The 13,624-nt window shown below is 65.1% G+C and carries 11 protein-coding genes; 5 read left to right on the top strand and 6 right to left on the bottom strand.

What is annotated here, in order from left to right:
* Positions 1–13: 13 nt before the first annotated feature.
* Positions 14–514, bottom strand: a complete 501-nt coding sequence (locus EEB15_RS10575; RefSeq protein ID WP_141509810.1) for a nuclear transport factor 2 family protein — start codon at positions 512–514, stop codon at positions 14–16.
* Positions 515–890: 376 nt separating this feature from the next.
* On the opposite strand from EEB15_RS10575, the gene EEB15_RS10570 reads away from it, so the two are divergent.
* Positions 891–1,451, top strand: a complete 561-nt coding sequence (locus EEB15_RS10570; protein ID WP_141509809.1) for a hypothetical protein — start codon at positions 891–893, stop codon at positions 1,449–1,451.
* On the opposite strand, the gene EEB15_RS10565 is transcribed toward EEB15_RS10570, so the two are convergent.
* The gene (locus EEB15_RS10565; RefSeq protein ID WP_158290061.1) at positions 1,427–2,545 is read right to left on the bottom strand and encodes an FAD-dependent oxidoreductase; all 1,119 of its coding nucleotides are present in this window, start codon (positions 2,543–2,545) and stop codon (positions 1,427–1,429) included. The two genes, EEB15_RS10570 and EEB15_RS10565, sit on opposite strands and share 25 nt — an antisense overlap.
* A 4-nt stretch (positions 2,546–2,549) precedes the next feature.
* On the bottom strand, positions 2,550–3,473 hold the full coding sequence (locus EEB15_RS10560; RefSeq protein WP_141509807.1) for a glycosyltransferase family 8 protein: 924 nt from the start codon (positions 3,471–3,473) through the stop codon (positions 2,550–2,552).
* A 163-nt stretch (positions 3,474–3,636) separates the two neighbouring features.
* On the opposite strand from EEB15_RS10560, the gene EEB15_RS10555 reads away from it, so the two are divergent.
* Positions 3,637–4,281, top strand: coding sequence for a hypothetical protein (locus tag EEB15_RS10555; RefSeq protein ID WP_141509806.1), 645 nt, complete (start codon positions 3,637–3,639; stop codon positions 4,279–4,281).
* On the opposite strand, the gene EEB15_RS10550 is transcribed toward EEB15_RS10555, so the two are convergent.
* From EEB15_RS10550 to EEB15_RS10540, 3 genes are read right to left on the bottom strand one after another with little or no spacing between them, the layout of a single operon-like run.
* The gene (locus EEB15_RS10550) at positions 4,263–5,501 is read right to left on the bottom strand and encodes a TIGR03862 family flavoprotein (protein WP_141509805.1); all 1,239 of its coding nucleotides are present in this window, start codon (positions 5,499–5,501) and stop codon (positions 4,263–4,265) included. The genes EEB15_RS10555 and EEB15_RS10550 overlap by 19 nt on opposite strands.
* The gene (locus EEB15_RS10545; RefSeq protein WP_141509804.1) at positions 5,498–8,758 is read right to left on the bottom strand and encodes an exodeoxyribonuclease V subunit beta; all 3,261 of its coding nucleotides are present in this window, start codon (positions 8,756–8,758) and stop codon (positions 5,498–5,500) included. The genes EEB15_RS10550 and EEB15_RS10545 overlap by 4 nt, the downstream gene beginning before the upstream one ends.
* Positions 8,755–11,235 carry a PD-(D/E)XK nuclease family protein gene (locus tag EEB15_RS10540; protein WP_233259448.1) on the bottom strand — a complete coding sequence of 827 codons (2,481 nt, stop codon included), beginning with the start codon at positions 11,233–11,235 and terminating at the stop codon, positions 8,755–8,757. Before EEB15_RS10540 ends, EEB15_RS10545 begins: the two co-directional genes overlap by 4 nt.
* Before the next feature lie 162 nt (positions 11,236–11,397).
* Here EEB15_RS10540 and trxA point away from each other — a divergent pair, with 162 nt between their 5' ends.
* From trxA to EEB15_RS10525, 3 genes are all read left to right on the top strand, one after another.
* The gene (gene trxA / locus EEB15_RS10535) at positions 11,398–11,730 is read left to right on the top strand and encodes a thioredoxin TrxA (protein ID WP_141509803.1); all 333 of its coding nucleotides are present in this window, start codon (positions 11,398–11,400) and stop codon (positions 11,728–11,730) included.
* A gap of 180 nt (positions 11,731–11,910) precedes the next feature.
* Positions 11,911–13,176 (top strand): transcription termination factor Rho, encoded by a 1,266-nt coding sequence (gene rho / locus EEB15_RS10530; RefSeq protein WP_141509802.1) that lies wholly within the window; start codon positions 11,911–11,913, stop codon positions 13,174–13,176.
* An 81-nt stretch (positions 13,177–13,257) separates the two neighbouring features.
* Positions 13,258–13,548, top strand: coding sequence for a type B 50S ribosomal protein L31 (locus tag EEB15_RS10525; RefSeq protein WP_141509801.1), 291 nt, complete (start codon positions 13,258–13,260; stop codon positions 13,546–13,548).
* The last annotated feature ends 76 nt before the right edge of the window (positions 13,549–13,624 follow it).

Below are 13,624 nucleotides of genomic sequence, written 5' to 3'. Positions count from 1 at the left end.
GAAGTGAACCGGGTTACTCCACCCCGTCCTTCTTCAGTTCATCGAGCGCCCAACCCTTGTGCGAGGTAAAGAAGAACATCTTCCACACGCCTGCGTCTTTTCTCCATCTGCCGATGACAGGCTCACTCTCGAAAACGGCCTTGTACTTGCCGTCAGTCTTTGGCAAGTGCGCGACGACCTCTCGCATGGCCACCGTTGCGGTGCCGTCCGGCATCATGCGTACTTTCTTCACGTCCTGCGTCAGCTCCGAGTCGGCGAAGTTGGACTTGAACAGAGTCTCCGCGCTCTCACGCCCTTTCTGGCGACCGTAGAAATCCAAGGCTTGGGTGAACCAGATGTCATCACTGAGGAAGGACGACCACGCCGCGAGGTCGTGGCGATTCCAAGCCTGCTGATAGGCAAGCAGACGATCGCGGAGTTGTTTCTCCTCCGGGCTGGGTTGTGCGGAAACGACAAATGATGACGCGAGTGCAACGACGGAGAACGCAGCAAATATCAGACGACGACGTTTCATGATGCGCCTTGATCTCTGCCCGCGTGAAGCTCGGACAGCCCTTTCACTTTAGCGGCCCGTCGTTGTCCGGGTAGGCGTAAAAACCCGTGAACAATGGCCGCGAGCGGCGGTGCCGCAGGCAGTGGTGAGGGAGACGAAGCTGAGCGCGGCAGTGCAAGCCCGGGATCAGTCGCTTGCCTCCACATTGACCTCCAGGCGCTGCGCCGCCTCCATGAGCAGGTAGCTCTTGCCCTCGAACCGACAGATCGCACAAGAATCGTCGTTGTGCCAGTTTGAGCTTTGTGGCCTACTTTCTGCGAGGAGGCTACAACTTATGCGGAAACCGCTTTCATGGACGGCCGCACTTCTCGGCTTGCTCCCCTTGCATTCGAATGCGATGGACTTGGTCGTCGCGCAAAAATGGGCCACAGCCACGTTCGTCAAATACCGCGTGGAAGGTGTGCACAACGCACGCGCGGCCGTCGTTCGGGGTGACTATCCGGGCAATGCGGACGTACTCGACCGCGTCACGGTGGAGTTCACCTGGGACAACAAAAAAGGCGCGATTGTCGGAACGGTCACGGTCGCAGACGCGAAGTCTGATCTCAGCAACATCAAGTCGGACAAGACCAACTGTCCCCCGCCGCAGCTGAAGGACGGGTACGAGCACTTCCAGACCGTGTCGCATTCCCTGAGTTCCAGTGAGCAGGTCCAGATCAAGGGAACACGGACATTCCCCGCGGCAAGCGTTTCCAACTATCCGGCCAGTTGCTCCATGCGGGCCATTCCCGGTGGCAAAGAGGATGTGCTGCTATGGGTGGCCGGAGTCGGACCGGAAGCGCTCGCCATGCCGATCGTGCCGGGCGGGCCCATTGCGGTTGCGCCGGACAGAAAGAGCTTTTCGATCAAGGGTGCCGGCAACTGGGTGTGGACCTATACGCCGACATTGGGGCCGTAGCCACCACCAAGTCCCTTCATCAGCCTTTTGCCGTGCAGCATCGCGCGGGCAATCGCCTGGTCCATGTCGTAGTAGCGGTATTCGCCCAAGCGTCCGCAGACCAGCAGCTGCGGGATCGCTTCCGCCCGTTGCCGGTAGGCCTCGTAGAGCATGGCGTTGGCGGCGTCCGGGAACGGGTATTCGAATTCACCCGGATTTTCGGGCGTGAACGGAAACTCGCGGGTGAGAACGGTGCCGCGCAGCCGGGCCGCCTCTTCCAGCGGCATCATGTACTTCCACTCGAGCGTGCGAATGTGCGCACCGCTGGCGAGACCCGGGTTGTTGACCTGGCCGCAGGGCTGTGCCCAGTCCACGTCGGGCAGGTACTGATGTTCGCGGCGCTGGCCCCGGTAGCCGAGGCGGCCCAGGTCGAATCCGAAGTACTCGTCGATCGGCCCGGTGAAGACAACGCACCGGCCGGCCCGGAAAGCCTCGCGGTCCTGCAAATAATCGACATCCTTCAAGAGGGGGATGCCGTCCAACAAGTTCTCCATGAAATGCGCATAGCCTTCGTGTGGGATGCCCTGGTACTTGTGGCGCATCAGGCGGGGTTCGTCGTCTTCACGCACGTCGAACCGGCGCGCCAGCGTTGCGGAAAGCGCCGTGGCCGCACAGCCCCACTGTTTCTCCGTGTAGCCTTTGACGAACGCTTCGTAGATGACACGGGGCATCAGGGCAAGGGATGCTTCCTCGAAGTTGGCGGGCTTCCCGCGGAAACCCGGCTCCCACTCCGTTCCGATCTCCCGGCGAATGTAGCTGGCGGCAATGGGCCAGTTCTCGAGGCCGCCTTCCACCTGCGACTTCACCACGGCTTCAAACGGGTGAAACCGGGAAAAGCGGTTCACGAAGGTCCAGAGGTCCGCGTCGTTGGTCCGGAAGTAGTGGGGGCCGTAGGTGTGGACGCGGATGCCGCTGGGGTGAACATGATCATGCACATTGCCCCCCACATGAGGCCGCCGCTCCAGGACCAGGACGTCTCGCCCGGCATCCGCCAGCATGCGCGCAATGGTCGCGCCGCTGAGGCCGGACCCCACCACCAGGAACTCAGCGCGCATCAACTCACGCACCCGGTCTTGGATTGCGCTCTCGCGTGTTGACGATGATGCTGTCATAAACACGCATCGATTCAGCCGTCTTGTTCTGCCGGTGCAACAGGCGCGCCAGTCGATGCGCCTTGTCGACCGTCGTGGGTTGGACCGGCCGGGCACCTGCCCAAGGCGACACGTCGAGATATCTCCAATAGGCCTTACCCAGGTCGTTTTCATACCAGGCGTGCCAGGGCTTGTCGCCTGTAATGAAATGAAATACGCCCGGGTTCTCAGGCAGCGCTCTCGCCGTCGGGGTCACATAACAATTCCACCGGGCGTCCAGCAGCCGCAGGCGGTCCTGAAAGAGCAGATTGATCGTGCACTGATCGCCAAAGATGAGTTTCGCCTTGTTCTCCGATGCAAACGCAAGGCAGCGTGCGCCATGATCTTCTCGCCGCCACTGCTCCACATCCAGCAGGATCACGCCGGAGTTGATGTATCGCTCGACGTTCTGCTTGGCCGCCATGGTCTTCGCGGAATAGTCGGATACCCCGGCCACCGCGGCGCCCGCCATGTCGGTCTTGAACAATTCGCCGATGTCTGACGGAACAATCGTGTCGGCGTCCAGGTAGAGCAGCTTCTTCACCGTCTCGGGCAGGATGCGCGGGAGAAGGAAGCGGAAGTAGGTGGCTGTGCTGACGTGGGCGGCACTGGTGCCTTTCAGCGGAGCCATGGCCTGGAGCGCCTGTGAGTCCACCAGGTACAACTCGAGCCGCGCCTTGAATACAGACCTCAGTCGATCGAGCCTGGCGCGAAAAACAGGGTCGGCTTCGTCGGTGACAACGTGGATCGTCAGTTCCGATCCGTCGCCGGCAAAGTTGAGCAAGAGCGATGTCGCGGAAGCGCCGAAGTGCTGCTGATAGTTTTTGTCGATGCAATAGGCTACGTGAACCATGGTCCGTTCTTCTTGATGTGCAGCCCATGTTACTTGAGCGGTATGCCTTGCCCTGGGTTGCCTGACCACACCGCCTCGCGGCGGCTGACCGTAACGTTCGGCTACGTCCGACACACTCCTCCTTTTGCGGGACCTAAAGTGAGTTCATCGTTGGAGGTGAGCCATGAGCACCGTCGCCGCGTGCGGTCCGTCGAACGAAGTTGCCATATCCCGGCTGGCGGTGGCGGCGCTTGCGTTGATTTCACTGGCAGCCTGTTCGGCGTTCGCGGCGGAGGCCGACTCGCCTGACGTGGTCCCCGCGCAGGCCGACATCACGGCAGTTGCAGACCGCAACCGGCCGCAGCTCGAAGTGTCGTCCTCGTCCCTGCCCCGCTTCGACAACACCGACGGCGCGACGCGCACCTCGCGCATCGACATGACGTGGCTGCCTCCACGTCGCTCTGCGCTGGGCTTGTCGGTGGGGATGGTGAGTCTCGACGGGCCTGTCCTTGCGCCCTTCGCACCCCGGCCCGGCTTTTCGCCCAACAGCGTGGACCTGGGCCTGCATTGGCGCTACACGCTCGACAGCGATTACCGCGTCGACGTGACGGCGTGGCGCCGGCTGGTACCCGCGGACGCGTTGACCCTGGTGCAGACGCGGGAACCCAGCTACGGCGCACGGGTGGAAATGCGGCTGGGCGGCGGCGTGCCGCAAAACGGCTTCGTCGCGGAGCGCGGTTTCGTCGGCCTGCAGCTGGAAAGCGGCGCCCGCGTCACCTTGAAGCGCAGCGGTGGCAAACCGATGGTGTACTACCGCTCCAAGTTCTGATCCGTTGCGGCGGCGCCGCTCCACGCAAGCACGCCTTGCGCCGCGGCGCCGCCGGTGGCGAAGCAGGCCGTCAGCAAGTAACCACCCGTCGGCGCTTCCCAGTCGAGCATTTCGCCCGCGCAGAAAACGCCCGGCATCGCGCGCAGCATCAGGTTGCCGTCGAGTGCATCGAAGCGCACACCGCCCGCGGTGCTGATCGCTTCGTCGAGCGGCCGGGTCGCCGTGACGGTGACAGGCAGGCCCTTGATGGCAGCAGCCAGGCGCGCGCTGTCATGCACCTCTTCCTTGGTGAGAAGTTCATGCAGCAACGCGAGCTTGATGCCGTCCAGGTTCAACCGGCTCTTCAGGTGGTTCGACAGCGACCGGGAACCGCGGGGGTGCGTGACTTCGCAACGAACCTGCTCTGCCGTTTTCGCAGGCAGCAAATCCAACTCGAATGTGGCGGACCCGTGGGCCTGTATCTCGTCGCGCAACGGCGCCGAGACGGCATAGACCAGGCTGCCTTCGATGCCGCCGGCGGTGGCGACGAACTCGCCCTGCCGGTAGAACCCCCCGAAGCGGATCGCGACGGACTTGAAAGGCTGGCCGGCGTAGCGTGACGCGAAGTATTCGCTCCAACCGCCGCGCACATCGAAGCCGCAGTTCGAAGGCGCGAGTGGCGCCACGGCGACTCCGCGTTCCTCCAGCAGCGGCACCCATGCCCCATCGGAACCCAGCCGTGCCCAGCTCGCGCCACCGAGCGCGAGGAGCGTTGCATCCGCCTGCGCGGTCGTTTCGCCCTGAGGCGAATCGAAGCGCAGCGCACCTTCATCGTTCCAGCCGCGAAACCGATGGCGCATGTGGAACTGCACGCCCGCAGCGCGCAGCCGATGCAGCCACGTGCGGAGCAGCGGCGCGGCCTTCATTTCCGACGGAAAGACGCGGCCTGAAGTGCCGACGAAGGTCTCGATACCGAGCCCTTGCGCCCAGGTCCGGAGCGCCTGCGCATCGAACTCCTTCAGCAACGGCTCGACCTGCGCGCGACGCGCACCATAGCGCGAAGCAAAAGGCTCGAAAGGCTCCGAGTGCGTGAGGTTCAAGCCGCCCTTGCCCGCCAGCAGGAACTTGCGCCCCGCCGATGGCATGGCATCGTAGACGTGCACTTCGCGCCCCGCCTGCGACAACACTTCGGCGGCCATCAATCCGGCCGGCCCGGCACCGATCACTGCAACACGATTCATTCGACTGCCACCATTCGTCCTTCACCAGTGAGAAATGCCGCCTTGACCACGGCGCCGGGATACGCTTTGGCCACGGCTGTTCGATAGAGATTCATCTTGTCCACGAGTATGGCGTCCGCCTGCGGCCGCGAGTTCGACTTGTAGTCGAGCACCCACCATTCGCCGGATCCGGCGCGCCGCACGAGCCTGTCGATTCGCAGCAGCTCGCCTTCATGGTGCAACGGAACTTCGTTGGCCTGCCAGTCGATGGCCGAACGATCCCACGCCCACGCGCCCTCCCCAGCGCGGATACGCTGCGCCATCGCAGCAGCTTGCGCGGCCACCGACTCGTCCAACGCGAACTCACGAGCCACACGGCGGATGGCGGCAGGCGTGACCGCCCCGGTGGCCCAGCGCTCGAGCAGGCGGTGCAGGGCTTTGCCGAAGCGCGTTTCATCCGTATCCGGCGCGCCTTGCATTCCAGGTGGCTTCAAGGCGGCTGGCGGCGGCTTCTGGTTCAACACGGGCAGTTCTGGCAACAGGAAACGCTCGCCAACGCGTTGCGCCAGAGGGCCGGCTTGCGACACGGGAGGTGCCGCGCCCAGCGTCGCGGCAAATGGCAACAGGCGCTGCCACCAACTCATCTCGCTGGCGATGTACGGCTGCACCGATGAAATCACCAGGCAATAGCGAGCCCGCGTCATCGCCACGTACAGCGCGTTGAGTTCTTCGCGCTGACGGGCGGTCTTTTCCACTTCCAGCGCTTCGGCGCTGCAGGGCGGCGGGCGCGTTTCGCTGGCGATGAAGGCGAAGCGCCAGGGCGCGGGCGCTTCGCCCGGCCACTCGACCACCACGCCCATGGTTTCTGCCCGTGCCGGCGCGCCGTCCGTGTCCAGCATCAACACCACCGGCGCTTCGAGGCCTTTGGCACCGTGCACCGTGAGCAAGCGCACGGCCTGGGCCTCGGACAACGCCGGGGCCTGGATGCCGCCGGCCTTCAACGCACGCACGAAACCGTAGGGCGTCGAATAGCGCGCCCCGTCGACCTGCAAGGCCGCACCCAACAGCGCACGCAGGCGTGACAACACCGTGCCCCGCAGGGGCGCCGGCGCGGCGGCCGCATACCGGGCCAGCACCTCGCCCTCGTGAAAGATCGCGTCCAGCACGTCGTGGGGGGGCAACCGGTCGAGCAGCTTCTTCCACTTCGCCAACTTGGCGGCGGCGTCAGCCAACCCCGGTGCCAAATCAGGCTTCTGCTGGACCAGCTCGAACCAGCTCGTCGGCCGCTTGCCGTCGCGGGCTTCCCGCGCAAGCACCGCAAGGCCTACCAGCACCTCGTCACCCAGCCCGAACAGCGGCGACTTGAGCGCACGCGCAAGGGACAGGTCGTGGGTGGGCGACACCAGCACGTCCAGCAGCGCGACGATGTCCTGCACCTCTGGCGCCTCGCACAGGTCGGTTTTCTCGGGCTGCTGGGCCGGGATGTGCAGCGCGCGCAATTCGTCTTCCATCGCGGCGAGCCGGTCGCGCTTGCGGGCCAGCACCATGATGTCGCGCGGTTCGCGGCCGGCCTGGAGTTCGCTGGCGACCCATGCGGCCGCCTGCCGGCATTCCAGCGCCACAAGCTTTTCTTCCGGCAACTCGCGCGGAACGGTGAGGCTGTCGCGCCAGGACAAGGGTTCGTCCTCGGAGCCGCCGTTCGGCACCGCCCGCGCCATCCGTTCGATGGGTGGCAGGCTCGCGACTGCGCCCACTTCGGCCGATTGCGTCGTGTGCGGACGGAAGCCCTCGTACTGCGCAGCCTCCTGCGCCGCACTCATCACCTGATTGACGACGTCGATCACCCGCGGCGCATTGCGGTGGGTGTGATCGCAACTCAGCAGGTCGCCGCCCAGCCCCTCGACCACGAACTGCTGCGCGGCGCGGAACACCTGCGGCTCGGCGCGGCGGAAGCGATAGATGCTCTGCTTCGGGTCGCCGACGACGAAGACGCCGGGCGCGTCGCCTCCGGCACCGGCATAACCGCTCAGCCATGCGTTGAGGGCTTGCCATTGCAACGGGTTCGTGTCCTGGAACTCGTCGATCAGCAGGTGCTTGACGCGCGCGTCGAGCCGCTCCTGCACCCAGCCCGAAAGCACCGGGTCGGCCAGCATGAATTGCGCGGCGCGTTCGACGTCGTTCATGTCGACCCAACCGCGTTCGCGCTTCAGGTCGGCAAACTGCTCGATCAGGATGCGCGCCAGCCGTGCCATGCGATGGTGATGCAACCAGGCGTCGTGTTGCGCGCACGCAGCCGAAAGCCGCAGCACCAGTTCCTGCGCCGCGCGGACGTGGTCCAGCCCTTGCAGCTTCTCGCTGAATTTGCGCGGTTCGCCCTTTTGCGTAAGCAGCGCATCGAAGGCCGACTGCAGGTCTCCAGCGGCCAGTGCCATCTCCAGCTGAACGCCTTTCGCGGAGAACGTCGGTGCGCTCGCCGCACCCAGCGAACGCGCGGCATCGGCCAACTGCGCCTGCACGCCGGCCAGCCGGGTCAACGCGTCGCAGGGCTCGCCCAGCCCGCCGAACTCGGGAAACTGCTCGCCGAACGGCTTGATCGAGCCTTCGATGACGCCGTGCGTGTCGGCCAGTGCAAACTCGACGCGTTTGGCCAGCGCCGCCAGCAGCGCCTTCTGTGTCTGGAAGCGACCATGGGCGGCAACGGACGCTTCGAAGTCGACGCGCGCGGCGGGCTGCGCAGCCACGACCGCATGAAACCGCCGCCACACCATGTCGATGGCCTCGCTGTCGTCTTCGAGCAGCTCATAGTGGGCCGGCAGCCGCAGTTCCTCCAGCACGGCCAGGGGCGCGTTGCGCAGCAACGCGGCGAACCAGCTGTGGAAGGTGCGGATCTGCACCGGCCTGCCCGATGCAAGCACGCCCGCATAGAGACCCTTCAGCGCTTCGACCTGTGCGCCGGTGGGGTCCGTGATGCCGCGCATCACCAGCTCGCGCACGAGATCTTCCGCGCTGGCATGCGCGAATGCCGCGAGCCAGTCGTGCAGGCGCTGCCGCATCTCGCCCGCCGCCTTCTTGGTGAATGTGATCGCGAGGATTTCGTGCGGCTTGGCGCCCGCCAGCAGTGCCCGCAAGATGCGAGACACCAGCATCCAGGTCTTGCCCGCGCCGGCACATGCCTCCACCGCCACACTGCGGCGCGGGTCGCACGCGATGGCGTAGAAGCGCTCGCGGCTGACGCGTCCGCCGTTGTGTTCGTAAGCCAATACTGCGGGCGCGTTCATGACCAGAAATCCCTGCGGCACAGGCCACGCGCCGCGCAAAAATCGCACGCCTTGCCTTCACCGAGCGCCGGCAGCGTCTCGCCACTGGACACGCGCGCCAGCTCGTCGAGGATGCCTTGCACCAGCAGGTCGCGCGCTTCAACCACATGGACTTGCTCCACGGTCTCCGTCTTGCCGCGCTCGCCCACGTTGATGTACGCGGCGCGCAAGGTGTCGTCATGCAGTAGCGTGGCATAGAAGGCGAGCTGCGTGTCTTCGACCGGTTGCTTGACGCGATCCGCGCTCGTGGCGCGCGCCTCGGTCTTGTAGTCCATCACCATCGCACGGCCGTCGGCCAGCCGGTCGATGCGGTCGATCCGCCCGACCAGCTTGATGTCGCCCAGCTGGATCTCGTGCTCGCTCTCGGCCTTCTGGAACACGGCGCCTTCCTTGGCCTCGTGCGCCTGCAGCCATGTGAGGTAGCCGTCGCGCACCTGGGGCCATGCGGCCGCGAACGGCAAGAACTCGCCTTCGTCGAAGCGCTGCGCCCGCGTCACTTCATCGGCCGTGATGTCGAGCAACCGCGTTCGCGCCGGGCCATGCGGTTCCCAGCTCGCGGCCAGGGACTCGTGGAAGGCACGCAGAACCTGGTGCAGCCAATTTCCGAAGTCGCGCTTGTCCAGTTCGGTGTCGATCTCGTCGGCCTCCTGCAAACCCAATTGGCGCAGCGCGAAGAAGCGGTAAGGGCAGCGGCGAAGGTCTTCGTACGCACTGGCCGACAGCTGCGGCAACGGCAGGAGCCGGCCGACGGGAAGGGGCTTGGGCGTGGGCAGCGTCTCCAGCTCGCGCTCTTCGCGCGGATCGAGGCCGGGCCGCACCCGGCCTTCCAGCTGCAGCACCTGCACCAGGGCGCTGGGCAGGAGTGGCTCGCCGCTTTCGTCACTGCGGCGCAACAGCAGGTCGCACGTCGGCGTCTGCAGGGCGTGCCGCCACCCGGCGCGCAGTTCTGCTTCGAGGGTTTCGCGCGACGGCAGCCCCAGCCGCTCGCGCTGCGCCGCGGTCCAAAGGCCGGGGGGCTCTGGGGACGGCGGCAGGCGCACTTCGTCGCAGCCCGCCATAACCAGTGCGGCGAAAGGCCGGCCCAGCAGTTGGTTGAACGGGAGGATGACGACCTGTTCCTCTTGGGACGGCTCGGGCACGAAGCTCGCGGCCTCCAGCGCCTCGTTGGCCCAGGCGGTGAATTCGGCCAGGCTGAAGCGCCGGCGGGCTTGCGGCAACTCGCCCAGCTCGCCGTGCGCTTCCTCGTCGAGGTACAGGGCCACCAGCACCTTTGCGCCGGCAGCGTCCCTCTCCAAACCGGGCCACTGGCCGGCCGACTGCAGCACGGCACGCAAGGACGCAAGCCATTGCGGCAGCAGCCGAACGGCCTGGAGCTCTTCGCGCCAGCGGTTGGCCTTGTCCAGCAACTCGTGCTGGCCGTCGGCCAGGTCCTCGCGCCGCAAGGTTCGCCACTCACGAACGCCGGCCCGGCGCACACGGCGTTCCAGCGCCAGCACGGTCCATGAAGGCGCATCGGGCGCGTTCTTCAGCCAGTCGATCACGCTGTCGGCACTCGCGTTCCATGCGCTGCCACGCAGAGCCAACATCACGTCGGCCGCTGCCCGCGTGGTGGACAGTTTCCAGCCGGTCTCGTCGCGGATCGCCACCTTGCGCGCGTCAAGCATCGCGCGGACTCGGCGCGTGAGCACGCGATCGATGGCCGCCAGCGCGACCGGCATGCGGCCGGCGTCCACGTGCCGCAGCACGCAGGCCGCCGCCATCTCCGCTTCGGTCGCCGGGTCAGCCGCCTCGTAGACGCTGACCTCGCCGGCATCGCCCGGGATGTCCAACGGCAGCGATACGGCCTTGACCCCGAGCCGCGACTTGAGCGTCTCCACCAACGGCTCATTGCGCAAGCCTTCGACCACTACCAGAAGATCGATGTCGTCGGAAAGCGATGGTGCCAACAGCGCGTCACCGGCGTATGACGAAGCAGCAGCCCATTCGAGCGCCACGCGCGCCACGGCCGCCTCCAGCTGCAGGACCTGGGCATCGAGCCCGCTTGCGACGGCGGCGCGCGCCTCGTCAGCCCACGCCGCGCGCTGTTCCGCAGGCACGCCGGCCGCCACCTCCGCCAATTGCGACGCGGCTTCCACCACGCGGGCGGCAAGCAGGTCGGCGCGCGCGCCGAGCCCCGCATGTTCCAGCCACGTGCGCGCCGTCAGCAGGTCGCGCCCGCGGTCGAAAGAGATGTCGTTCGCGCCGTGTTCGAAGCCCGCTTCGCCGGCCCAGCTCTGCGTCGTCTCGAAGCGCGGCGAAAACCCGCTGGGCACCTGCTCGGCCCAGAAACCGCGAGCGACCGGTAAGAGCTGGAAGTACGGCAGCAGCACGATAGTGCGTGCGGGATGCGCGCAGCGCGCAGCCATGAGTTCGCGCACGCGGCTCATCAATGCTCGCATGGCGCTGGTGGCGTGATGGGTTTGCGCTATCGCAACCATAGCGTGCGGGGAGCCGTCCATACGGGGCGAGGGGGCTTGGTTTCTGTCACAATTCCCTCACTGTACTTGCACAGCCGCAGCACCTTGCCGCGGCACCGCCCCCAGCCCAAAGGAACTCAAACCATGGCCAGCGACCTGATCAAGCACATTTCCGACGCAACCTTCGAAGCGGATGTCCTGCAAGCGGACAAGCCGGTGCTGGTCGACTATTGGGCGGAATGGTGCGGCCCCTGCAAGATGATCGCGCCCATCCTCGACGAAGTCTCGGCCACCTACCAGGACAAGCTGCAGATCGCCAAGATGAACGTCGACGAAAACCGCGACATCCCCGCGAAGTTCGGCATCCGTGGCATCCCCACGCTGATGCTGTTCAAGAACGGCGAACTCGCCGCCACCAAGGTCGGCGCGATGAGCAAGGCTCAGTTGACGGCTTTCATCGACCAGCAACTGGCGTAAGGTTGTCATTGCGGGCTCCGACCCGCAATGACATGTTCCCCGGTTTTTCCTGCATAATCTCCCTCAGTTCACCGGCCCGCCACACAAAGGCGGGCCGGTTCGAGTTCCCCGGCCAGAGGCATCCACGCCTTGTGCCTACCTCCCCCAGATCCAACAAGAACTCCGCCAAGGAGTACCTCCATGCACTTAAACGAACTCAAGGCATTGCACGTCTCTGAAGTCCTGAAGCAGGCTGAAGAGCTTGAGATCGAAAACACCGGCCGCATGCGCAAGCAGGAGCTGATGTTCGCCATCATCAAGAAGCGCGCCCGTGCCGGCGAGCAGGTGTTTGCCGATGGCGTGCTGGAGATCCTGCCCGACGGCTTCGGATTCCTGCGCAGTCCGGACACGAGCTTCACTGCCAGCACTGACGACATCTACATCTCGCCTTCCCAAGTGCGCCGGTTCAACCTGCACACGGGCGACATGATCGAAGGCGAAGTGCGCACGCCCAAGGACGGCGAGCGCTACTTTGCGCTCACCAAGCTCGACAAGGTCAACGACGGCCCACCGGAGCAGAACAAGCACAAGGTGATGTTCGAGAACCTGACGCCGCTGTTTCCCAAGGAGCAGATGCGCCTCGAGCGCGACGGCTTCAAGGGCGAAGAGAACGTCACCGGCCGCATCATCGACATCATCGCCCCCATCGGCAAGGGCCAGCGCGCCCTGCTGGTGGCGCCGCCCAAGAGCGGCAAGACGGTGATGATGCAGCACATGGCGCACGCCATCGCGGCCAACTACCCCGACAGCCACATGATGGTTCTGCTGGTCGACGAGCGGCCGGAAGAAGTGACCGAAATGCAGCGCTCGGTGAAGGGCGAAGTCATCGCCTCCACCTTCGACGAGCCGGCCGCCCGCCACGTGCACGTGGCCGAAATGGTGATCGAGCGCGCCAAGCGCCTGGTCGAACTGAAGAAGGACGTGGTGATCCTGCTGGACTCGATCACCCGCCTCGCCCGCGCCTACAACAACGTCGTGCCCTCATCGGGCAAGGTGCTGACCGGCGGTGTTGATTCCAATGCGCTGCAGCGCCCCAAGCGTTTCCTGGGTGCGGCTCGCAATGTCGAAGAAGGCGGCTCGCTGACCATCATCGCCACGGCGCTGATCGACACCGGCTCGCGCATGGACGAAGTGATCTTCGAAGAGTTCAAGGGCACCGGCAACTCTGAAATCCACCTGGACCGCCGCCTCTACGAAAAGCGCGTGTTCCCCTCGATCCAGCTCAACCGCTCGGGCACCCGCCGCGAAGAGCTGCTGCTCGCCCCCGAGATCCTGCAAAAGACCCGCATCCTGCGCCAGTTCATGTACAACATGGACGAGATCGAGGCGATGGAGATGGTGCTGAAGTCCATGAAGGCCACCAAGTCCAACGTCGAGTTCTTCGACATGATGCGCCGTGGGGGCTGATTGAGTATAATCGTGGGCTTTTTCGCGGAAAGTAGTCCAGATCGTTTGGCCCGGCTCCCGCACACGACCTAAAGGAAGATCATGAAAGAAGGCATTCACCCCAACTACCGCGACGTGCTGTTCGTGGACCTGTCCAATGGTTTCAAGTTTGTGACGCGCTCCTGCGTGCAGACGAAGGAAATGGGCAAGACCGAGGACGGCCGCGAGCTGCCGCTGTTCAAGCTGGACACCTCGAGCGAATCGCATCCCTTCTACACCGGCACGCAGAAGTCGGTGAACGACATGGGTGGCCGTGTCGACAAGTTCTTCAAGAAGTTCGGCAAGTCCGCTGCCGCCAAGGCCGAAGAAGCCGAAAAGGCCGCCGCCAAGTAAGCGGCCCAGTAGGCGGTTTTTCCGCCCCCGAAAAGGCAGCCCGGTTCGCCGCGCTGCCTTTTTTGTTCCCTTCATA

Origin of the sequence: Ramlibacter sp. WS9 (assembly GCF_003797765.1) — a bacterium.
In the GTDB taxonomy this organism is placed as follows: Bacteria; Pseudomonadota; Gammaproteobacteria; order Burkholderiales; family Burkholderiaceae_C; genus Ramlibacter.
This window is presented reverse-complemented; position numbering and strand designations above follow the sequence as displayed.